The organism is Saccharopolyspora gregorii (genome assembly GCF_024734405.1).
Lineage (GTDB): Bacteria > Actinomycetota > Actinomycetes > Mycobacteriales > Pseudonocardiaceae > Saccharopolyspora_C > Saccharopolyspora_C gregorii.
This window is the reverse complement of sequence record NZ_CP059556.1, coordinates 2,452,473-2,473,015: the sequence shown is the minus strand read 5'-3', so window position 1 is coordinate 2,473,015 and position 20,543 is coordinate 2,452,473. Positions and strand designations below refer to the sequence as shown.

The following is a 20,543-nucleotide window of genomic DNA, read 5'->3' as shown; positions in this document are numbered from 1 at the left end:
CGGCGTGTCGACCGGGCACGTACCGCGGCCGGATTCGTAGGATTCCGCGCGTGGAACCGTCCCTGGTGAGCGAATCCGCCGATGTGAGCACCGATGATGTTCGTCTGCTGCGCGCGCTGCAGATCGACCCGCGGGCGTCGTTCGCGTCGATCGCGGCGGCGCTCGGCGCCTCCGAGGGAGCGGTGCGCCGCCGCTACCACCGCCTGCGCACCGGGGGAGTGCTGCGCGTCGCGGGCATCGTCGATCCGGGCGCGCTGGGGCAGAGCCGGTGGCTGGTGCGGTTGCGCTGCCGTCCGGGCAGCGCGGCGGCGATCGCCGAGGCGCTCGCGGAGCGGGAGGACGTGAGCTGGGTGGCGCTGGGCGCCGCCGGGTCCGAGGTGACCTGCGCGGTGCGGTCGCGGACCCGGGAGCAGCGCGAGGAGCTGCTGGGCCGCCGGCTGCCGCGCACCGCGGCGGTGCTCGACATCCGCGCGGCGGCGATGCTGCGGCAGTTCGTCGGTGGCCGCGGGCACCACTGGGCGGCGCTGCGCGGCGCGCTGACCGAGCGGGAGGAGGCGGAGCTCGGTTCCGCGGGGAATCCGTTCGCGGAGAACCCCGTCACCGCTGGAGATCCGGTCGAGTTGTCCACTTCGGACGAACGGCTGCTGGCCGCGCTGGCGGCGGACGGCCGCGCGGGGTTCGTGGACCTGGCGGCCGCCGCGGACCTCACCCCGGGCCGCGCCGCGCGCCGCCTGCACGCGCTGCTGGAGCGGCGCGTCGTGCACGTCGACGTGGAGATCGCCGCGGCCGCGCTGGGCCTGCACGCGCGGGCGAACCTGTGGCTGCGGGTGCACCCGTCGGCGGTGAAGGACGTGGGGCGCGCGCTGGCGCGGGAACCGGAGGTCGGGTTCGCCGCGGCCGTGTCCGGGCCGCACAACCTGCACGCCGTGGCGCACTGCCGGAACTTCGACGACCTCTTCGAGTTCACCACCGACCGGATCGGCGCGCTGCCGGGCGTGCACGACGTGGAGGTGTCGCCGTTCGTCCGGCACGTCAAGCAGGCGGGCACCCTCGTCGACGGCGACCGGCTCACCGTCCCGGGAATCCCCCGCCGCTGACTCCACCCACCTCGCCGGGAGCCGCCGGCACCCCACCGCCGCAGCGACCGATCACCCGCCCGCACGGCGGATTCGGGTCAGCGCGGGCCGAACGAGCGGATCGCGGCCACCACCCGTTCCTCCACCGCGTCGCGACCGGCCCGCCACACGGCGACCGCGTCCGATCCGGGCAGCGCCGCGGGCAGCGCCTCGGCGACGGCCTCCAGGTGGGCGCGGCGCAGCTCCGCGTTCACGTTGATCTTCGCCACGCCGGCGTCGATCGCGCCCCGGATCTGCTCGGCGGGCAGGCCGCTCGCGCCGTGCAGCACCAGCGGCACCGGCACCGCGGCCCGGATCGCGCGCAGCCGGTCCAGGTCCAGCCGCGCGTCCGGGGAGAACCCGTGCACGTTGCCGACGGCGACGGCCAGCGCGTCCACCCCGGTGCGGCCGACGAAGTCCGCGGCCTGCTCCGGCGAGGTCATCGCCGCGGACCGGGCGCCGGTGGAGACGTCCTCGTCCCCGGCGAGCGCGCCCAGCTCGCCCTCCAGCCAGGCGCCGTGGTCGTGGGCGATGCGGACGGCTTCGGCGGTCGCCACCACGTTGTCCTCGTACGGGTCGTGCGCCCCGTCGTACATCAGCGAGGAGTAGCCGAGTTCGGCGCACCAGCGCAGCTCGGCGAGGTCCCGGCAGTGGTCCAGGTGCACGCCGACCTCCGCGCCGGCGTCCGCGGCGGCCGCCAGCGCGACGGTCGCCAGCAGCCGGCCCGCGTGCCGGAAGTGGCTCGATCCCGCGAGCAGCAGCACCGGTGCCCCGGTCCGCTCCCCCGCCCGCACCACGGCCTGCACCTGCTCCAGGTTGTAGGTGGCGAACGCGCCGAGCGCCCACCCGCCGTCGGCGGCGGCGCGCAGGGTGGCCGTCCCCCGGCTCAGCACGCGGCCTCCCGCAGCCTGCGCACCGCATCGCGCAGGCCGTGCTCGTCGCCCACGTTCCCCGCGAACACGCCGTAGGGCACGCCGGTCGCCGGACCGGACACCGGTTCCCAGATCGAGGCGGTGCCGGGCAGCAGCGTGCCGCGCGACCACGCCCGGCGGATGCCGAGCCCGCCGGTGGCCACGTCCGAGGAGGTGATGCCGCCCTTCGCCAGCACGAACGCGGGCCGGACCTCCGCGAGCACCGACCGCACCACCGCGACCAGGGCGGCGCTGACGGTGCGGGCGATCTCCAAGCTGTGCTCGGCATCGCGGCCGCCGACCAGCTCGCGGCTGGTGCGCAGCACGACGTCCTCGGCAGCCCCGGCGCGCAGCAGCGCGACGACGCGCGTGGTGACCTGTGCGATGTGCTCGGCGCAGGCCGCCGGATCGAGCACCCGGGCCACGTCGAGCTCGGCCTCGGCGGTGCGGCCGTCGGCGAGCAGCGCGGCGAGCTGGCGGGTGGTGAGCCCGACGTGCGAGCCGACGACCACCAGCCCGCGGCTCGACCCCGCTCGCGGATCGTCCGGGCCCGGTTCGGCGGCGCGCAGGTCCGCCGAGTCCGCGGGCGGGTGCGCCCGCTGCCCGGTGCGCGCCCGCACGAACGACGGTCCGGTGCGGTAGACGAACCGCTTCCCGTCCGCTTCGGCGCGCAGCAGCCCGGCGACGAGCACCCGCAGGTCCTCGTCGGTGGCGGCGTCGGCGACGACCGGCAACCCGCCGGTGATCCCGCCGAGGATGCGGGCGACCGCCGCCGGCCCGCCGGAGCGCAGCTCGGCCAGCGGCACCGCGGTCACCGCGTCCCGCGGGACCCGGCCACCGGTCTTCTCCGCCACCCAGTCCCGCAGGTCGGAGCTGCGGTAGCCGAAGGTGCGGTCGCGGGCGAACTCCGTCTCGCCGACCGGCACCATCCCGTCCGCGGTCCGCATCCAGTGCACCGAGTCGACGGTGATCCGCCCGGGTTCGATCAGGGCGGGGACCAGCAGCACGCCGTCCACGTCCTGCCCGGCGGCCGCGCTCTCCGCACCGAGGACGTCGGTCTCCAGCGGGAAGTGCCCGCGCAGCGTCGAATCCCCGCGGCTGGCGAAGGCGCAGTCGACGCCGAGGTCGCGGGCGACGTCGAGCGCGGCCCGCGCGACCTCCCGGTTGGTCCGGGCCGCGTCCTGCGGCGCGAGGCTGCGCGTGTTGGTGAGCACGAAGAAGCCCGGGGTCTCCTGCGCGAAGGCCCACTCCAGGTCCTCGCGGGTCCAGGCGGTGAGCACCGGCAGGTCCCGGATGCTCTGCGTGCCGGTGGGATCGTCGTCGAGCACCACCACCCGGCGTCCGGCCGCGACCGCCGCGGTCAGCTCGGCGGCCGGGACGTCCCGCGGTTCGGGGGCGTCGGCGAGCAACCGCTCGCGGGAGATCGCCATCTCAGAACTCCAACTCCTTCAGCGCGCGCACGATCGCGTCTCCAGCCTGCGCGGTGGAGGCGGCGCCGCCGAGGTCGGGGGTGCGGCCGGACGGGTCCTGCAGCGCGGTGTCCACCGCGCGTTCGACCAGCGCGCCCGCGCGCACCGCCGCCGGGTCCTCGCGGCGGCGGCCCAGCCAGTCCAGCATGAGTCCCGCCGAGAGCACCGCGGCGACCGGGTTCGCGATGCCCTGCCCAGCGATGTCCGGGGCGGAACCGTGCGAGGACTGGAACAGGCCGTGCTCGTCGCCGACGTCGCCGCTGCCGGAGAGCCCCAGCCCGCCGACCGAGGCGGCGGCCAGGTCGGAGATGATGTCGCCGAACATGTTCTCGGCGACCAGCACGTCCAGCGACTGCGGGCGCTGCACCTGGTAGGCCGTCATCGCGTCCACGTAGGCGTGGTCGCGCTGCACGTCCGGGTACTTGTCGGCGACCGAGTCGAAGACCTCGCGGAAGAACGCGTAGCTGGACAGCACGTTGGCCTTGTCCACGCAGGTCACCTTCGCTGGGCGCGCCGGGTTCGCCGCGTGCCGGGAGCGGGCGAGCTCGAAGGCCTGCCGCACCACCTTCTCGGTGCCCCGCCGGGTGATCACGATGGTGTCGGTGGCGACCTCGCCGCGCACGTTCGTCCCGCCCTCGCGGGAGGCGTAGAGGCCTTCGACGTTCTCCCGCACCACCACGTAGTCGATGCCGTCACCGCGGGTCAGCGGCTGCGGCAGCGCCGGGATCGAGTGCACCGGGCGGATCCCGGCGTAGAGGTCGAGGCCGAAGCGCAGCCGGAAGATGACGTCGCCGTTGACCTCGCGGCCGTCCGGATGGCGCGCCTCGGGCAGGCCGATCGCGCCCAGGTAGATGGCGTCCGCGGCGGCGCAGGCCGCGTACTGCTCGTCGGGCATGGCGACGCCGGTGCGCTGCCAGCGCCCGGCGCTCGCGTCGAGCTCCTCGAAGTCGAGGCCGAACCCGCCCAGTTCGGCGGCGGCCGCGGCGACCTTGAGCGCTTCGGCGGTGGTCTCGGGCCCGATCCCGTCCCCGCCGAGCACGGCGATCCGGTAGGTGGTCATGCGATTCCCCTTCGGTAGCAGCGAATTCGGTGTCTCACAGCAGGACCCACAGCAGGCTCACCCCGGCCATCGAGGTCACCGACAGCACGGTGTGGCTCAGCGTCCACACCCGCAGGTTCTCGCCGACGGTCAGACCGAAGTACTCCTTGCTGAGCCAGAAACCGGCGCTGTTGACGTGCAGCAGGAACGAGGATCCCGCGCCCGCGGCCAGCACCAGCAGCGCCAGGTGCACCGGGTCCAGCGCGCCGACGCTGGGGGCCACCAGCGTCGCCGCGGTCACGCCCGCCACCGTGGCGGAGCCGAGCGCGGCGACCAGGATCGCGGCGATGCCGAAGGTCAGCAGCAGCGTCGGCACCCCGGCCCCGGAGGCCAGGTCGAGCACCGCGTCGGCGGTGCCGGACTCGACGATGACGCGGCTGAACCCGCCGGCCGCACCGACGATGAACGTGATCCCGGCGATCGGCGCCAGCGACGAGCCGACCCAGCGCTCGCGCACTTCGCGGGGCGTGCCGGACAGCCCGCCCAGCACGACGACGGCCACCAGCACCGAGATCAGCAGGGCGATGGCCGGTTCTCCGGCGAGTTCGACCACCGCGTGCACCGGCCCGGTGCCGTCGGCCCAGAACAGGTCGGTGGCGGCCTTGCCGAGCATGAGCAGCACCGGCAGCAGGATCACCGCGAAGCTGCGGGCGCGTCCCGGCGGGCGCGGCACGTCGCTCCCGTCGGCGGCGAACAACCGCTCCAGCCCGGCGGGCGGGCGCGCCCGCACCCAGCGCCGCATCAGCCGACCGAGCCACGGGCCGGTGAGCAGCACGGCGGGGGCCGCGACGACCAGCCCGAGCACCAGGACCAGTCCGATGCTGGACCCGAGCGCTCCGGCCGCGCCGACCGGACCGGGGTGCGGCGGCAGCAGGCACTGCGCCGCGTCCAGCCCGGCCAGCAGCGGGAAGGCGAGCAGCGTGAGCTCGATGCCGGTGCGCCGCGCGAGCAGCAGCACCACCGGGATCAGCGTCACGAACCCGACCTCGAAGAACATCGGGAGTCCGATGAGGACGGACGCGGCGAGCACCACCCAGGGCAGTCCCCGCACGCCCACCCCGCCGGTCAGGGTCTGCACGATCCGCGAGGCCGCGCCGGATTCGGACAGCACCGCGCCGAACATGGCGCCCAGCGCGATCAGCACCCCGGTCTCGCCGAGCGTCTTGCCGATGCCGGTGGTGAGCCCTTCGACGGTGCCGGTGACACCGAGCCCGGCGGCCAGCCCCACCAGCACGCCGCCGCTGAGCAGCGCCAGCACCGGGTGCAGCTTGAGCGCGCTGACGGCGACGGCAACGAAGACGATCCCGCCGAGCAGGACCGCCATGAGGCGGATGTCGTGCCCGGTGAGCGGTGCCGCGGCGGCGGCTCGCGCGGCGATCACGGCGCACCTGCGCGAGAACGCGCGTGGTCCGGTTGCATGCTGCTGTCCATTCCTTTTGCGTCGTTGCGAAAGGTCGTGCGGGGTCAGGCCGGCCGTTGGACGAGTTCGACGAGTTCGCCGCCCGCGGATTCGGCGAGGAACGCGCACGGCAGCCCGAATCCACCGGTGAAGGCGTCCTCCGGTGGCTGCCCGGCCGAGCGCAGCACCGCGTCGAGGTCGTCGATGGCGAAGCAGAAGTGGTGCAGCCCTTCGCCGCGCTCCCGCAGGTGGGTCAGCGGCGGCCCGGGGCGGTGCGGTTCGAGCAGCTGGAGCCCGGCGGCGGTGCCCCCGGGCGAGCAGCCGCGCGGGTAGAGCCAGACCAGCCGGACCCCGACCGCGTCGACGAACTCGTCCCGGACGACGTGCAGGCCCAGGTGCTGCGCGTACCAGCGGGCGGTGCGGTCGGCGTCGCCGGTGATGAGCGCGACGTGGTCGATCGGGCCCGCGGGGACGGGCGGCTCAGCCACGGGTGGCCTCGTGGGCGGTGGCGGGCACCGGAACCTCCTTGGTCGACCAATTGGTATGACAGGTTTTCTAGCAAACCGGTGCGCCCGATGTCCACACCCCGGCCGATCTCTAGGATCGGCGAGCACGCGACCTCCGTGGGAAGGAGCACGACCAGTGGCCGAGGACACCGCACCCGGCGAGATCCGCCGCTCGGACGAGGTGGTGGCGGGGCTGCTGCGGCGCATCCTGGACGGCAGGCTGCGGCCCGGCGACCGGCTGCCCGCCGAACGCGACCTCGCCACCGAGTACGGCGTCTCCCGGACCGCGCTGCGCGAAGCCATGAGCAACCTGACCGGGCGCGGCCTGATCGCCTCCCGCGGCGGCAGCGGGCTGCGCATCACCGCGGTCGCGCCGGAACGCGCGCAGGAAGCGCTCTTCCTGTACCTGCGGGACAACGACCTCGACTACCGCTCCATCCACGAGGTGCGCGAGGTGATCGAGGTGCACGCCGCGGGCGCCGCCGCCGAACGCGGCGACGCCGAGACCGCTCTCCTGCTCAGCGCCGCCAACGAGGAGCTGCGCGCCAGCGGCGAGGACGTGGCCCGCGCCGTCGCCGCCGACTTCGAGTTCCACCGGCTGGTCAGCGTCATGGCGGGCAACGAGATCTTCAGCCTGCTGCTGTCCTCGCTGCGCGGCGGGCTGATCCGGGTGCGCGAGCACAACCTCACCCTGCGCGCCGCCCACCAGGAGGCCTGCGACTCGCACCAGGCCATCGTCGACGCCATCACCGCGCACGACCCGGACGCGGCGCGCGCCGCGATGGCGAGCCACCTCAGCGCGGTGTTCGGCTACTGGCATGGGGACTGAATGTTCGAGGTTTGCTGAGTACCTGGGGTGGCGGAACCTCAGCTGCTTCCTCGCTGCGGGATCGTTTTCACCGGTGGCTCCGCCACAGGAGAAAACGCTGTCCTCGCGAGGAAGCAGCTGAGAACCCGCGGGTGGTCCGGTTGCTCAGGTGGTCGGCGGCTCAGCGGCTTCGCCGCTGACAGGAAGGAAAGGACGCGCGGTGGACGTGCTGGATGAGCCGGTGCTGGCGTCGTTGCGGGGGCGGCACGCGCACCTCGCTCGGTGGTGCGGGACGGCGGCGACGTACCTGCCCGGGGTGACGACGTTCGCGGCGGTCGCCGAACCGGGCCCGGCGGCGTGGGACGACCTGGCGCGGCTGCTCGGTTCCGGGGCGCTCGCCGACATGTTCAGCTCCGAAGCGGTGCCGCCGCCCGGCTGGGAACCGGTGTTCGCGCTCGAAGCCCGGCAGCTGATCGGCCCCGCCGAGCCCGCGCCCGTCGGTCCCGGCGCCGACGTGGTCGAACTGGGCGCCGCGGACGTGCCCGCGATGCTCGACCTGGTCGCCCGGACCGAGCCGGGACCGTTCTGGCCGCGCACCCGGGAGCTCGGCACCTACCTGGGCATCCACGAGGACGGCGCGCTGGTGGCGATGGCGGGCGAACGGCTCCGGCCGCCGGGCTGGACGGAGATCAGCGCCGTGTGCACCGCGCCCGGAGCGCGCGGGCGCGGGCACGCGGCCCGGCTGGTCCGCACGCTGGCCGGGCGCATCGCCGCGCGCGGCGAACGGGCCTTCCTGCACGTCACCGACACCAACACCGCGGCCCTCGGGCTCTACGAGCGGCTCGGTTTCCGGACCCGCAGGCCGGTGACCTTCCGCGGCCACCGCGTCCCCTGATCCACGGCATATTTCGCGCGGCGCCGGGTAATCGGGAGGAGCACTGGCGGTGACCGCGCACTACCGAGGAGGCTCAGGTGGCTCTCGACGACGATGACATCAGGAGTTCGGGCAGCGGTGGACCGGAGGGCCCGGCCGACTCCGGCGCCGGAGGCGGCACGCCCGGCCAGCACGACGGCGGCGCGGACGGCGGAGCCGACGGAGGCGCCGAGGGCCCGGCCGACTCCGGCGCCGGGCGCGGCACACCGGGCCAGCACGACGGGGGCGCCGACGGCTCGGCCGAAGGGCCCGCCGACTCGGGGACCGGCCGCGGCACGCCCGGCCAGCACGACGGTGGGGCGGACGGCGGAGCCGACAGCGGTGCCCGCTGAACTGAGCAGCCCCGTGGAGGGCGCCGCCGCACCCGCGGCGGCGCTCTCCCGCGTCGTGGGGCCCGACGTGGACGCGTTCGCCCGGCGGCACTGGGGCCGCGAACCGCTGCTGCGGCGCGGCGCCGACCCGGACTCGTTCCGGGACGTGCTCGACCTCGACGGCGTCGACGAGCTGCTCTCCCGCCGCGGCCTGCGCACCCCGTTCCTGCGCCTCGCCAAGCAGGGCGAGGTCGTCGATTCCGGATCGTTCACCGGGCCCGGCGGGGTGGGCGCCGAGATCGGCGACCAGGTGCGCGACGACCGGGTCGCCGCGCTGTTCGCCGACGGGACCACCGTGGTGCTGCAGGCGCTGCATCGGACCTGGTCCGGGGTCATCGACCTCACCACCGGCCTCGCCGCGGAACTCGGCCATCCGGTGCAGGCCAACGCGTACGTGACGCCGCCGTCCTCCCGCGGGTTCGCCGCCCACTACGACGTGCACGACGTGTTCGTGCTGCAGCTCGCCGGGCGCAAGCACTGGACGGTGCACGCGCCCGTGCACCCGGACCCGCTGCGCGACCAGCCGTGGAACGACCACGCGTCGGCCGTCACCGCACGCGCGCGCGACGAGGCTCCGGAGATCGACGCGGTGCTGGAGCCGGGCGATGCGATGTACCTGCCGCGCGGGTGGCTGCACGCCGCGACCGCGCTCGGCGACGTGTCGGCGCACCTGACGGTGGGCGTGCACGTGCTGACCCGGTTCGCGCTGGTGGAGGCGCTGACCGCGCTCTGCGCGCGGGACCCGGAGCTGCGGGCCTCGCTGCCGCTGGGCGTCGACGTCGCCGACCCCGTGGAGCTCGCCCCGCACCTCGACGCGGTGCGCGCCGCGCTCACCCGCGCGCTGCGGGAGGTGCCCGCCGACGACGTCGCGCGCCGCGTCCGCGGCCGGGTCTGGTCCGGCGGGCGTCCCGAACCGGTGCGGCCGGTCGCCACCGCCGAGTTCGCCGGCGGGCTGGCGGCCGGGGACGCCGTGCGGCGGCGTGCCGGGCTGCACCACCGGGTCGTCGACGGCGCGGACGAAGTGGTGCTGGAGCTGCCGGACCGGTGGCTCGCGCTGCCCGCGGGCACCGCGGACGCCGTGCGCGAACTGCTCACCGGCGGCACGTTCCGGGTGGGCGAGCTGCCCGGGCTGGACGAGGCCGATCAGGTCGTGCTGGTCCGCAGGCTGCTGCGGGAGGGCGTGCTCGTCCCCGCGGCCTTCCCGTGACCGGGCACCACTGGCCGCGCTGCTCCTTCGTCGCCGAGGCCGCGGGCGACCCGCTGGAGGGGTCGGCGCCGCCCGCGCAGCGGTGGTTCCTCCTCGAACACCCCGGGCCGTGGGGGCGGGACGCGCTCACCGGGTCCGGGCTCGACCCGGCCGTCGTCACCGCGATCACCGGGTGGGCCGCCGACGCGGGCGCGCGCGTGCTGCTGGTGCGCCGGCCCGGGCGCAACGCGAGCGGAGCGGTCCGCCGCTGGTTCCGGGTGGACTCCCGGCCGGGACGCGAATCCGTCCGGGGCGGCGCGGTCGCCTCGGCCGCCGAACTGGTCGACGCGGTGGACGCACCCGGCGAACCCGTCGCGGGGCCGCTGAACCTGGTGTGCGCGCATGGCAGGCACGACACCTGCTGCGCGGTGCGCGGCCGACCGGTGGCCGCGGCCCTCGCCGCGGCGGCGCCCGGCGGCACGTGGGAGTGCAGCCACCTCGGCGGCTGCCGGTTCGCGCCCGCGCTGGTGCTGCTGCCGCACGGCTACGCCCTCGGCGGCATCCCGGCGGTGGACGCGGTCGGGGCCGCGCGCGACTACGCCGCCGGGAACCTCGACGCCCGCTGGGTGCGCGGCCGCACCTCGCTGCCCCCGGCCGCGCAGGCCGCGCAGCACCACGCGCGGGCCGCCACCGGGGCGACCGGCGTGGACGAGCTGCGGCCCGTCGCCGTCGAACCCGACGGGGACGCCGGCTGGCGGGTGGAACTCGCCGATCCGGACGTCGCGGTGCGGCTGCGCGAGCGGTGGGTCGCCACCGGGAGACCGTTGACCTGCGCGGCCACCGCACCCGGCCGGATGCGGGTGTTCGACCTCCTCGACCTGCGCGGCTGACCGCCGGACTCCGCTTCCCGCCCGGTCCGCGGCCGGAGACCGGCCGGGTCAGCTCGGCCGCGCCGCGGGCAGTTCGGCGGTGATGCGGAGACCACCTCCGGGCCGGGGCGCCAGGTCGAGGTTCCCGTGGTGCGCGCGCACGACGCTGCGCACGATCGCCAGGCCGAGCCCGACGCCCGCGTGCTCGTCGTCGCGCACCCGCTCCGCGCCGCGCTGGAACGGCTCGGTCAACGTCCCCACCACCTCCGGCGGGAGGACCGCGCCGGTGTTCTCGACCAGCAGCACCGCGACGTCCGGCCGCGCCTCGGTGCGCACCCGCACCGCACCCCCGCCCGGCAGGTTGTGCACGAGCGCGTTCTGCACGAGGTTCGTCACCATCGGCAGCAGCAGCGCCGCCGAACCGGACGCCCACGCCGCGTCCCCGCCCGCGTCGAGCTCGACACCGCGCCGCTCGGCCAGCGGCAGCGACGTCTCGACCGCCTCGTCCACCAGCAACGACAGGTCGACCGGTTCGCTGCTGAAGGAACCCCGGTCGGCGCGGGCGAGCAGCAGCAGGGCCTCCGTCAGCTCCACTGCCCTGGTGTTGACCTGCCGCAGCCGGGTGACGAGCGCGTCCACGTCCGGGTCCGGGTCGTGGCTGGCCACGTCGAGCAGCGTCCGCGAGATCGCCAGCGGGGTGCGCAGCTCGTGCGAGGCGTTCGCGGCGAACCGCCGCTGTTCCGCGGTGTGCGCCTCCAGCTGCGCGAGCATGGCGTCGAAGACGTCGGCGAGGTCCCGGAACTCGTCCCGCCGCCCCGGCAACCGGATCCGGTGCGAGAGCGAACCGTCCGCCGCCAGCCGCGCGGCCGCGCCGATCCGGCGCAGCGGCGACAACATCCGCCCGGCGAGGAACCAGCCGCCGGCCAGCCCGAACACCAGCACGGCCGCCAGCACCAGCGCCGCCTTCGGCGCGAACGCGCGCACCAGGTCCCGGCGCCCCGGCACGAAACCGCCCGGCGTGTTCACCTGTTCCGGCACGTAGCGCAGCAGGAACACCCACACCACGGCGAGCAGCAGGGCGCTCGCGACGACGAGGAACCCGGCGTAGCTCACGGCCAGCTTGAACCGGGCGCTCATCCCGGGGCGCCTAGCCACGGTCGTCCACCGCGGCCTCGATCCGGTAGCCGACGCCGGGGACGGTCGCGATCAGCCAGGGTTCGCCGAGCCGTTTGCGCAGCGCGGACACCGTGATGCGGACCGCGTTGGTGAACGGGTCGGCGTTCTCGTCCCAGGCCCGCGCCAGCAGCTCCTCCGCGCTGACCACGCCGCCCTCCGCGCCGACGAGGACTTCCAGCACCGCGAACTGCTTGCGGGTGAGCGCGACGTGCCTGCCGTCGCGGAACACCTCGCGCCGGAACGGGTCCAGCCGCAGCCCTGCGATCTCCCGCACCGGCGGCCGGGACCGCTCCCGCCTGCGGTCCAGCGCGCGCAGCCGCAGCACCAGCTCCCGCAGCGCGAACGGTTTCGTCAAGTAGTCGTCGGCGCCGAGCTCGAAGCCGGTCTCCTTGTCGTGCAACCGATCCGCGGCGGTGAGCATCAGGATGGGGATCCCGCTGCCCGAGCCGACGATCCACCGCGCCACGTCGTCCCCGGACGGGCCGGGGACGTCCCGGTCGAGGACCGCGAGATCGTAGGAGTTGACCTGCAGCAGCTCCAGCGCGGTGTCGCCGTCCCCGGCCACGTCGGCGGCGATCGCCTCCAGCCGCAGGCCGTCCCGGATCGCCTCGGCCAGGTAGCGCTCGTCCTCGACGATCAGCACTCGCATGGGGGAATGCTAGTTCGGCGGACGTATCGCCGGCATATGCGAAAACGAATACGCGGTGGCAACGGCGCGGGGTCTTCGCTGGTGGCATGACCACGACACCGCACCTCCGGAACCGGATCACCACCGCCTCCGCCGTCGCGCTGCTCGGCGCCCTCGGCGTCGCGGTGACGATCGCCGCTTCTCCCGCGCTGCGCGGCGAACCCACCGCCGAGGACGGCGCGATCCCCGACGACCGGGAGGTGTCGGTGTTCGACGACGCCGAACCCGCCGTCGGGAAGCTCGACGAGGACCTGCTGGAGGCGCTGCGGGCCGCCGCGACCGAGGCCGAGGACGAGGGACTGCGGTTCCGCGTCAACAGCGGCTGGCGATCACCGGGCCTCCAGGAACGGATGTTGCAGGACGCCGTCACCACCTACGGTTCCCGCGCCGAGGCCGCGCGCTGGGTCGCCACCGCCGAGACCTCCGCGCACGTGTCCGGCCAGGCCGTGGACATCGGTCCGTACGACGCCTCGGACTGGCTGGTCCGGCACGGTGACGACCACGGGCTCTGCCAGATCTACGCCAACGAGCCGTGGCACTTCGAACTCCGCCCGCTGGCCGTCACCGAGGGCTGCCCGCAGCCCTACACCGACCCCACCGAGGACCCCCGGATCCACCCGTGACGGCCCGTCGCGGCCGGCGGGGCGGGCCGCCCACCCGCTCGTAGCGGACCGCGCCGCGGTCCTCGCGCTCCGGTTCGTCGAAGCGCGCCGCCCACCGCGCCAGCGCCCGCGTCCGCTCGCGCGCCGCCGCCGGGAGCCGGTGGTACGGACCCGGCAGCTCGGCGAGGAACAGCGCCGTCCCCGGGCTGGGGAACGGGTGCGCGATCACGCCCGGGCCCGATCTCCACCGGCTCCGACCCGCGGATCACCCGGTCGCCCTCCGGGCCGCCACGCCAGATCACCCCCGTGGATCCGCAACCGGGCGTCGACGCGTCCGCCGCGAGTTGTCAAGGGCCCACCACCTGCTGGGAATGCGCTGGCCCCGGGCGCGGTTGAGCCCTCTTGGCCGGGAAGCCCGGATCATCCAGCGGAAGCGAGGCAGTGGTGTCAGGTGAGTCGTCGAGCCAGGCGTCGGGCGGTCCCGGCAGTGGAACCCGGTTGCCCCGCGAGATCTGGATCCTGGTCGGCGGCAGCTTCATCGTCGCGATCGGCATGGGCATCGTCTCGCCCGCGCTGCCGGCCTTCGCGACCTCCTTCGACGTGGGCGTGACGGCGGCGTCGTTCATCGTCAGCGCGTTCGCGTTCATGCGCCTGGCCTTCGCCCCCGCCAGCGGGCGGCTCGTCGCCTGGTTCGGCGAGCGGCCGATCTACGTGTGGGGCATCAGCATCGTCGGCGTCAGCAGCGCGGCCTGCGCGTTCGCCACCTCGTACTGGCAGCTGCTGGTGTTCCGCGCGCTCGGCGGCATCGGCTCCACCATGTTCACCGTCTCGGTGGTGGCGCTGCTGGTGCGGCTCGCGCCGCCGCAGCAGCGCGGGCGCGCGTCCGGGTTGTGGGCGACGAGCTTCCTGCTGGGCAACATCTCCGGGCCGATCATCGGCAGCGTCATGGTGGGCTTCTCGCTGCGGATGCCGTTCCTGACCTACGGGGCGGCGCTGTTCCTCGCCGCGTTCATCGGCTGGCTGCTGCTGCGGAAGTCGACGCTGGCGGCACCGGTGAAGGACGACGTCCCGGCGATGACGGTCCGGGAAGCGCTGCGCTCGCGCACCTACCGGGCGGCGATGCTGTCGAACTTCAGCATGGGCTGGGCGGTGTACGGGGTGCGGATCGCGCTGATCCCGCTGTTCGTCGTCGAAGCGCTGCGCTCCACGCAGGCGATGGGTGGCGTGGCGCTGTCGGTGTTCGCCGTCGGCAACGCCGCCGTGATCATGGTGTCCGGGCGGCTCTCCGACCTGCACGGCCGGAAACCGCTGGTGCTCGTCGGGCTGGCCGTGTCGGGGCTCGGCACCGCGGCGCTGGGCTTCAGCGGTTCGGTGCCGGTGTTCCTGGCGGTGTCGCTGGTCGCCGGGGTCGGTGCGGGGCTGCTGAACCCGGCGCAGAACGCGGCCGTCGCCGACCTCGTCGGTGCGAAGGGCAAGGGCGGGCCGGTGCTGGCCGCGTTCCAGATGAGCGCGGACGTCGGGTCGATCCTCGGGCCGCTGGTCACCGGGGTGCTCGCCGACCTCATCTCCTACCGAGCCGCGTTCGCGGTGACCGGGCTGACCGCGGTGCTGGCGCTGGCCGCGTGGTTCGCCGCGCCCGAGACGAGCGGCCGCCGCGGCACCGCCGAACTCGTCCTGAGCACCGGCGAAGGCGACGCGCACGTCCAGCGCGTCGAGAAGTAGGTCAGCGCCAGGCCCCGCGCGCGGTGAGGACGAGCCGCCGCGGACCGCCCTGCTCCGGCACCAGGTCGATCAGGGCGGCCGCGACGGTGGCGAAGGTCAGCACCGGCCTGCCGAGAACCGCGGTCACCTCGTCCAGCGGGGCGAGCTCGCGGTCCTCGTCGGCCGGGCCGGACTTCAACGTCACCGGGTAGACCGCGGTCCAGTCCGCCGCGCACCGCGGCAGGTCCCGCTCGGCGGCGAGCTTGTCGTCGAACAGCCGCTTCGCGAGGGTGCGGGCGAACAGCCGCGGCACGAACGACTGCTTCCGGGCCGTGTCCCCGATGCCCAGCGAGGACAGCAGCACGAACCGGGGCACCGCCGCCGCGTCGAGCGCGTCGATGACGCGCGGCAGGCTGCGCCGCTGGAAATCGGTGCCGTGCCACAGGTATCCGGCTCCGACGCGGGCGCCGAGGCAGGAGACGACGGCGTCGTGCCCGGCGAAGGCCGCCGTCATCGCCGGGCCGTCGTCGACCGCTCCCCCGACGACCGCCAGCCCGGGGCGCGGGGTGATCGCGTCGGGGTTCCGCGCGTACGCGGTCACCCCGTACCCGCGGTCGAGGGCGTGCTCGACGGCGGCGCCGCCGGTCCGCCCGGTCGCGCCGAGGACGACGATCTGCATGACTCGCTCCGAACCGGTGGGGGCAACCGCTCTCTCGCCGAGCCATCATGCCCTGGTCCGCACCCCGACCGGACCATTTCCGAGAACCGGGCCGGTCCGCGCGCGGCGGGTCCTCCTGTCAGCGGCGGAGCCGACGAGCCACCGACCACGCGCGCCACCCGGCATCGCCACGGGTGCTCAGCGCCGGCCCCGCGAGCACGGCGACGCCGCCGTGCGCCGGACGGGCATCAGGTATCGCCGGCCGCACCGAGGAAGCGCCGCGGCGGAGGGACCGCCGCGGTTCCGCCATCCCGACTCGCGGCAGAGGCCGAGGAAGGTCCCCAGGTTCCAGGTGGTGGCGAGCTGCCGGACCGCTTGCGCCTCGGTGGACCCGCCGCGCTCGGCGAGGTCCGGCTGCACGACGTCGAACCGCTGCGGGACCCGGCGGTGCTGCTGCGCACCTTCATCCACTTCGCCGTGCAGATGTCCCTCCATGCCAACACGTTCTCGCTGCCGTGGGGTGCGCGCGCTCGCCCGGGCCGGCGACCGCACCGGCCGCCGCCGGGTGTTGCTGATCGGCTGCCTGCTCGCCGCCACCGCCGGATCGCTCGCGGCGGCGCCGCCGGAGCTCGCGCTGGACGTCACCTGCGGGACCCCGGCAGGTGAGTGGCCCGCTCGACCAGTGCGCCGGGGCGAGCGGGCCACTCACCCGGTGAGCTTTTCGCAAGCACCAGTAGTTATCCGTGGAACGTTCTCCAGGTGAGTGGCCCGCTCGACCAGTGCGCCGGGGCGAGTGGGCCACTCACCTGGTGAGCTTTTCGCAGGTGATGCGGAATTCCCGGGAAATGTTCCGCAGGTGCGGGTGTGGCGTGCGGATGCCGTCCGCTTTCGCGGTGTGGGGGCTCGCCCGTTCGGGCGATGTGGGGGCGACCGGGCGCGTCCTAACGTGAAGCGCATGGAACCGCCTGCGGACGCTCGGCCGCGCATCCCGGAGCAGCGGGCCGCGCCGGCCCCGGGGCAGCTGCTGATCACCGGTGACGTGGGCGGGGAGCTGGTGCTCGACACCGCCGAGCTGGACGCGCGGGCGACCGTGCAGCGGCGGGTCCACTACCGCACCCGGCGCTGCGACCAGGTGCACCTGGTGCGCGGGGTTCCGCTGCACGAGGTGCTCGTGACGGCGGCACCCCGGCTGGACGGGCGGCACAAGATGGGGCTGCTCAACGTGGTGGTGCTCGCGACCTCGGAGGACGGGTTCCAGGTGGTGCTGTCGCTGGCGGAGGTCGACCCGGAGTTCGGGGCGTGCTCGGCGCTGCTGGCCACCCGCTACAACGGGCGGACGCTGACCCGGCCGACCCTGGTGATGCCGTGCGACGGCCGCGCCAGCCGCTACGTGCGCCAGGTCTGCCGGTTGCGGCTGCTGAACATCGCCCCGGCCGAGGACCTGGTGACCGCGCCCTAGCCGCGCAGGTCGGCGAGGATCGCCTCGGCGACGAGTTCCAGTTCCCGCGCCTCCCGCGCCCCGGTGGCTGAACCGCAGGACCCGGCGCGCCCGCCCGCGCGCAGCAGGACGACCACGCCGTCGTCCCGCCCGGCCACGGCCGCCAGCGCCGCGTCCAGCTCGGCGCGGCAGGTGCAGTGCAGCCCGGCCGCGACCTCGCCGAGGGCGCACTCCCGGTGGACGTGCACCGGCGACGCGCCCCGCGGCGTGCCGCGCACCAGCGCCAGGTGTTCCCGACCGTCGCGGGCGCGGTAGCCGACGGCGCGGAAAGTCCCCGCCGGCAACGGCAACCGCGCTTCCGCGCCCCGCTCGACCAGGCCGTCCCGCCGCATCCGGTGCTCGGCGACCTCGTCGACGGACACCACCGCCAGCTCGTGCTCCAGCGCGAACAGCCGGGCTTCGGCCGCCCCCGCCAGGCGGGTCGGGTCGTCCAGGCCGACGAGCTCGCCGAACGCGACCGCGCGGTGCAGCCCGGCGAGCGCGGCCAGGTCGGCGGCGGCCTCCGCGGGCCCCCGGTGGCCGAGCACGCCCCCGGCGTCCACCCGCAGCGGGACCACGTGGCCGGGCCGCGCCAGGTCGTCCGGCCCGGTGCGCGGATCGGCGAGCGCCGCGATGGTGCGCGCCCGGTCGGCCGCCGAGATCCCGGTGCCCACGCCGCGGACCGCGTCCACCGCCACCGAGGGAACCGCGCCGCCGGGACGCACCCCGGCGCGGGTCATCGGCGGCAACCGCAGCGCGTCGGCGCGCCCGGCGTCGATCGCCGCGCGGAGCAGGCCGGAGGTGTGCCGGACCGCGAACGCGACCAGCGGCGGCGTGGCGTGCTCGGCGGCGAGCACGAGGTGCGCGGCGTCCTCCTGCCCGGTGTCGTCGAGCACGACGACGGCCCGCCCGGCGGCGAGCCCGCCGAGCGCGGCGGCCACCGGGTCGGCGGGCCGGGCCGGTGCCGCCGGGCCGGCGTCGGCGGTGGTGGTGGTCATGCTTCCTCCTCGCTGCGACTCGGTCCGTCCACATCGGACCGCGTACCGGAAGTCCGGCCCTGCGGCGGGATCGTCCGCCGCAGGGCCGGGTTCGCGCCCCGCGGGGCGTCAGGACTTCGACGTCGCCGGAACCTCGTCACCGGTGCGCCGCGCCGAACCGCGCACCCACAGGTACGGCAACCGGCGGGTGGCCAGGTACGCGATCGCGGCCACCGCCGCGGCGACGTAGTTGCCGAGCGAACCCCACTCCGGGTGCGCCGCGGCGATCGGTCCGGTGTAGAGCGCCGAGTGCCAGAACGGCACCGACAGCAGCACCCCGGCGGCCCAGGCCACGAAGCCCCAGCCGACGACGCGGCTCCGGTCGTAGAGCTCGCCGATGCGGCTGCGGTCCGAACGCCCGCCCACGTAGTAGTCCAGCAGCAGCACTGCGGCGAACGGCGCGATGAAGTACGCGGTCAGGCTCAGGAAGACCTCGAACTTCGCCTCGATCCCCGTCTCGCCCCACAGGCTGATCAGGAAGCCGAGCACGCAGATCAACGCCACGCCCTGCGGCCGGGTCAGCGGCACCCGCAGCGTCTGCAGCGAGATCGCCCCGCCGTAGACGTTGAGGAAGTTCTGCGACAGCGCCGAGAGGATCACCGCGGCCAGCGCGGGCACCGCGAACGGCCCGGTGAGCTGGTGCAGCGCCGCGATCGAATCGCTGGTGGTGGCGCTGTTGCCCAGCAGCGCGCCGACGACGCCCAGCCAGAACACGGTGATGAAGGTACCGAGGCCGGTGAACAGCGCGGTCAGCTTGCCGCTGCGCTTGGTGTCCGGCAGGTAGCGGGAGTAGTCGGAGGCGAACGGCGACCACGCCACCAGGAACGCGAAGAACGCACCGGCGAAGGTGATCCACCCGCCCCACCCGCCGATGTAGCCGTCTGCGGCGGTGTCGGCGTGGAAGGTGCCCGCACCACGCGCCAGCGCGACCACGGTGATGAGCAGGAACAGGGCGAGCAGCACGAACGCCAGGATCCGCTCCAGGTAGTGGATCATGTTGTAGCCGTAGATCGCCACCACCAGCTGCACCAGCGTCAGCAGCAGCGACCCCACCCAGAACGGCACCGGCAGCAGCTCGGCGATGGCCTTGCCGCCGAGGATCACCGTCACCGACGCCCAGCCGACCCCGGCGAAGACGTTGATGTAGGCGACCGGGATGAAGTTGCCGAGGAACCCGAGCGGGCCGCGGGCCTGGATCTGCTGCGGCACGCCGAGCCGCACGCCCATCCGGGACATGGTGGCCATCAGCAGCGACCCGGCGAGGGCACCGGCGGCGACCGCGGTGACGGCGGCGGTGAAGCTGAGGCCGAGCGCGATGGCGTTGAACCCGAGCATCATGATCGGGAAGTTGAGGTTGGCCGCGAACCAGACGAAGAACTGGGAACTCGGCTTGCCGTGGCGTTCGGAGTCGGGGATGTGGTCGACGCCGAACGGCTCGACCGTCGTCACCGATTCGCCGTACGCGGGCTGCGGAGTCGGCGCTGACTCGTGCGTCATGGTCTCTCCAGTGCTGAGAGCCGGAACGGCTCGGGGTGCGGGGCGGACCTGGGCCGGCCTCGCACGAGGGGGATCGGGATCAGGGGCTGAGCGGGGTCATGTCAGCGGGCGCGAAGAACTTCCCCGCCCGGTACACCAGCGGGTCGACGTCGCGGTGCTCGGCCTGCACGATGCGGCCGACGAACACGGTGTGAGTGGCGGCGCGCAGCCGTTCGCCGATCTCCACCTCGACGGAGGCCGCCGATCCGGTCAGCAGCGGCGATCCGTGCGGGCCGGGCGACCAGTCGACCTCGGCGAACTTGTCGGTGCTCTTGGAGGCGAAGACTCCCGCGACCGGCAGCTGGTCGGCGGCGAGGATGTTGATGCCGAGGTGGTCCGCGCGCACCAGCGCCGGGTAGGTGCTGGAGGTGGTCTGCACGCAGACCATGACCATCGGCGGTTCCAGCGAGACGCTGCAGAACGCGTTCACGGCGAGCCCGCGCGGCACGTCGCCGTCCATCGCGGTCACCACGGTGACGCCGGTGACGAAGCGGCGGTGCACCTCGCGCACCGCGGCGGGGTCGACGGCCTGCTCGGTCGACGTGCTCATCGCTGTCCCTCCCCGATCGAGATGATGCCCAGCGCCCGCAGCAGCTGGCGCGGGTCCCAGGTGACCCATTCCGCGGTCACCCGGTCGCCGTCGAAGGTGGCGAAGGTGACGCCGACGACCTCGACGGCGCGGCCGGTGGGCGGCACGTCCAGGAAGGTCTCGGTGTGGGTGCCGCGGCTGCGCCAGCGGATCACCACCCGGTCGCCCTCCTCCACCAGTTCCTCCACCTCGGTGGTGAGGTCGGGGAACGCGTCCCTGGTGGTCAGGATGGATTCCTTAAAGCCGGCGCGGTCCTGCACCGCGCCGTCGGACGCCGAGGTCCGCGCGTAGCCCGGGGCCAGCAGCTCGTCGAGCGCGTCGACGTCCCCGCGGTCCCAGCACGCGGTCCACGCTGCGCGAATCCGCTGCTTGCGCGGCGAGTCCTGTCCTGCGGCCATGTGTCACTCCTTCG

At 74.8% G+C, this 20,543-nt stretch carries 22 protein-coding genes; 10 read left to right on the top strand and 12 right to left on the bottom strand.

From position 1 onward, the window contains the following. The first annotated feature begins 50 nt into the window (after positions 1-50). Positions 51-1,097: an Lrp/AsnC family transcriptional regulator gene (locus H1226_RS10650; protein ID WP_258348832.1), complete on the top strand. Its 1,047-nt coding sequence runs from the start codon at positions 51-53 to the stop codon at positions 1,095-1,097. A gap of 77 nt (positions 1,098-1,174) precedes the next feature. Here the strand turns inward: H1226_RS10650 and H1226_RS10645 are convergent, their stop codons facing one another. The 5 genes from H1226_RS10645 to H1226_RS10625 all read right to left on the bottom strand — a co-directional run bounded on the left by H1226_RS10645 (position 1,175) and on the right by H1226_RS10625 (position 6,481). After that, entirely contained in the window at positions 1,175-2,008 is an 834-nt protein-coding gene (locus H1226_RS10645; RefSeq protein WP_258348830.1) for a class II fructose-bisphosphate aldolase, read from the bottom strand. After that, positions 2,002-3,456, bottom strand: a complete 1,455-nt coding sequence (locus H1226_RS10640) for a four-carbon acid sugar kinase family protein (protein ID WP_258348826.1) — start codon at positions 3,454-3,456, stop codon at positions 2,002-2,004. Before H1226_RS10640 ends, H1226_RS10645 begins: the two co-directional genes overlap by 7 nt. Before the next feature lies 1 nt (position 3,457). Then, positions 3,458-4,555: an isocitrate/isopropylmalate dehydrogenase family protein gene (locus H1226_RS10635; RefSeq protein WP_258348823.1), complete on the bottom strand. Its 1,098-nt coding sequence runs from the start codon at positions 4,553-4,555 to the stop codon at positions 3,458-3,460. 34 nt (positions 4,556-4,589) lie between these two features. Further along, positions 4,590-5,975, bottom strand: coding sequence for a GntP family permease (locus H1226_RS10630; protein ID WP_258348820.1), 1,386 nt, complete (start codon positions 5,973-5,975; stop codon positions 4,590-4,592). A gap of 83 nt (positions 5,976-6,058) precedes the next feature. Next, the gene (locus H1226_RS10625; RefSeq protein WP_258348818.1) at positions 6,059-6,481 is read right to left on the bottom strand and encodes a VOC family protein; all 423 of its coding nucleotides are present in this window, start codon (positions 6,479-6,481) and stop codon (positions 6,059-6,061) included. Between the two features lie 154 nt (positions 6,482-6,635). On the opposite strand from H1226_RS10625, the gene H1226_RS10620 reads away from it, so the two are divergent. From H1226_RS10620 to H1226_RS10600, 5 genes are all read left to right on the top strand, one after another. Further along, positions 6,636-7,328 (top strand): FadR/GntR family transcriptional regulator, encoded by a 693-nt coding sequence (locus H1226_RS10620; protein ID WP_258348816.1) that lies wholly within the window; start codon positions 6,636-6,638, stop codon positions 7,326-7,328. Positions 7,329-7,527: 199 nt separating this feature from the next. Continuing rightward, positions 7,528-8,202, top strand: a complete 675-nt coding sequence (locus H1226_RS10615) for a GNAT family N-acetyltransferase (protein ID WP_258348813.1) — start codon at positions 7,528-7,530, stop codon at positions 8,200-8,202. Positions 8,203-8,279: 77 nt separating this feature from the next. Then, positions 8,280-8,573: a hypothetical protein gene (locus H1226_RS10610; protein WP_224965816.1), complete on the top strand. Its 294-nt coding sequence runs from the start codon at positions 8,280-8,282 to the stop codon at positions 8,571-8,573. After that, a complete protein-coding gene (locus tag H1226_RS10605) occupies positions 8,563-9,819 on the top strand; it encodes a cupin domain-containing protein (protein WP_258348810.1) in 1,257 nt (418 codons plus the stop codon). Before H1226_RS10610 ends, H1226_RS10605 begins: the two co-directional genes overlap by 11 nt. After that, positions 9,816-10,688: a sucrase ferredoxin gene (locus H1226_RS10600; protein ID WP_224957638.1), complete on the top strand. Its 873-nt coding sequence runs from the start codon at positions 9,816-9,818 to the stop codon at positions 10,686-10,688. The genes H1226_RS10605 and H1226_RS10600 overlap by 4 nt, the downstream gene beginning before the upstream one ends. A gap of 48 nt (positions 10,689-10,736) precedes the next feature. On the opposite strand, the gene H1226_RS10595 is transcribed toward H1226_RS10600, so the two are convergent. Beyond that, positions 10,737-11,804: a sensor histidine kinase gene (locus H1226_RS10595; protein WP_309148801.1), complete on the bottom strand. Its 1,068-nt coding sequence runs from the start codon at positions 11,802-11,804 to the stop codon at positions 10,737-10,739. A gap of 10 nt (positions 11,805-11,814) precedes the next feature. Beyond that, on the bottom strand, positions 11,815-12,492 hold the full coding sequence (locus tag H1226_RS10590) for a response regulator transcription factor (RefSeq protein ID WP_258348807.1): 678 nt from the start codon (positions 12,490-12,492) through the stop codon (positions 11,815-11,817). A gap of 86 nt (positions 12,493-12,578) precedes the next feature. Here H1226_RS10590 and H1226_RS10585 point away from each other — a divergent pair, with 86 nt between their 5' ends. Together H1226_RS10585 and H1226_RS10580 are read left to right on the top strand one after the other, a co-directional pair. Continuing rightward, on the top strand, positions 12,579-13,154 hold the full coding sequence (locus H1226_RS10585; protein WP_258348804.1) for a M15 family metallopeptidase: 576 nt from the start codon (positions 12,579-12,581) through the stop codon (positions 13,152-13,154). A 477-nt stretch (positions 13,155-13,631) separates the two neighbouring features. Next, positions 13,632-14,855: an MFS transporter gene (locus tag H1226_RS10580; protein WP_309148800.1), complete on the top strand. Its 1,224-nt coding sequence runs from the start codon at positions 13,632-13,634 to the stop codon at positions 14,853-14,855. A gap of 1 nt (position 14,856) precedes the next feature. Here H1226_RS10580 and H1226_RS10575 read toward each other — a convergent pair whose 3' ends face one another. Next, positions 14,857-15,513, bottom strand: a complete 657-nt coding sequence (locus tag H1226_RS10575) for an NAD(P)-dependent oxidoreductase (RefSeq protein WP_258348802.1) — start codon at positions 15,511-15,513, stop codon at positions 14,857-14,859. Between the two features lie 354 nt (positions 15,514-15,867). Here H1226_RS10575 and H1226_RS10570 point away from each other — a divergent pair, with 354 nt between their 5' ends. Then, positions 15,868-16,158, top strand: coding sequence for a hypothetical protein (locus H1226_RS10570; protein WP_258348800.1), 291 nt, complete (start codon positions 15,868-15,870; stop codon positions 16,156-16,158). A 289-nt stretch (positions 16,159-16,447) separates the two neighbouring features. Then, entirely contained in the window at positions 16,448-16,951 is a 504-nt protein-coding gene (locus H1226_RS10565) for a molybdopterin-binding protein (protein WP_258348799.1), read from the top strand. Here the strand turns inward: H1226_RS10565 and H1226_RS10560 are convergent. From H1226_RS10560 to H1226_RS10545, 4 genes are all read right to left on the bottom strand, one after another. Next, on the bottom strand, positions 16,948-17,967 hold the full coding sequence (locus H1226_RS10560; protein ID WP_258348798.1) for a 3,4-dihydroxy-2-butanone-4-phosphate synthase: 1,020 nt from the start codon (positions 17,965-17,967) through the stop codon (positions 16,948-16,950). The genes H1226_RS10565 and H1226_RS10560 overlap by 4 nt on opposite strands. Positions 17,968-18,075: 108 nt before the next feature. Then, positions 18,076-19,503, bottom strand: coding sequence for a purine-cytosine permease family protein (locus tag H1226_RS10555; RefSeq protein ID WP_258348797.1), 1,428 nt, complete (start codon positions 19,501-19,503; stop codon positions 18,076-18,078). 79 nt (positions 19,504-19,582) lie between these two features. Further along, positions 19,583-20,092, bottom strand: a complete 510-nt coding sequence (locus H1226_RS10550; RefSeq protein WP_258348796.1) for a flavin reductase family protein — start codon at positions 20,090-20,092, stop codon at positions 19,583-19,585. After that, a complete protein-coding gene (locus H1226_RS10545; protein WP_258348795.1) occupies positions 20,089-20,529 on the bottom strand; it encodes an ester cyclase in 441 nt (146 codons plus the stop codon). Before H1226_RS10545 ends, H1226_RS10550 begins: the two co-directional genes overlap by 4 nt. Positions 20,530-20,543: the final 14 nt, after the last annotated feature.

Excerpts from the sequence above, each read along its gene's own strand:
- H1226_RS10595 (WP_309148801.1), bottom strand. The coding sequence starts at position 11,804 with ATGAGCGCCCGGTTCAAGCTGGCCGTGAGCTACGCCGGGTTCCTCGTC.
- H1226_RS10590 (WP_258348807.1), bottom strand. The coding sequence starts at position 12,492 with ATGCGAGTGCTGATCGTCGAGGACGAGCGCTACCTGGCCGAGGCGATC.
- H1226_RS10560 (WP_258348798.1), bottom strand. The coding sequence starts at position 17,967 with ATGACCACCACCACCGCCGACGCCGGCCCGGCGGCACCGGCCCGGCCC.
- H1226_RS10565 (WP_258348799.1), top strand. The coding sequence starts at position 16,448 with ATGGAACCGCCTGCGGACGCTCGGCCGCGCATCCCGGAGCAGCGGGCC.
- H1226_RS10575 (WP_258348802.1), bottom strand. The coding sequence starts at position 15,513 with ATGCAGATCGTCGTCCTCGGCGCGACCGGGCGGACCGGCGGCGCCGCC.
- H1226_RS10585 (WP_258348804.1), top strand. The coding sequence starts at position 12,579 with ATGACCACGACACCGCACCTCCGGAACCGGATCACCACCGCCTCCGCC.
- H1226_RS10635 (WP_258348823.1), bottom strand. The coding sequence starts at position 4,555 with ATGACCACCTACCGGATCGCCGTGCTCGGCGGGGACGGGATCGGGCCC.
- H1226_RS10550 (WP_258348796.1), bottom strand. The coding sequence starts at position 20,092 with ATGAGCACGTCGACCGAGCAGGCCGTCGACCCCGCCGCGGTGCGCGAG.
- H1226_RS10640 (WP_258348826.1), bottom strand. The coding sequence starts at position 3,456 with ATGGCGATCTCCCGCGAGCGGTTGCTCGCCGACGCCCCCGAACCGCGG.
- H1226_RS10555 (WP_258348797.1), bottom strand. The coding sequence starts at position 19,503 with ATGACGCACGAGTCAGCGCCGACTCCGCAGCCCGCGTACGGCGAATCG.
- H1226_RS10545 (WP_258348795.1), bottom strand. The coding sequence starts at position 20,529 with ATGGCCGCAGGACAGGACTCGCCGCGCAAGCAGCGGATTCGCGCAGCG.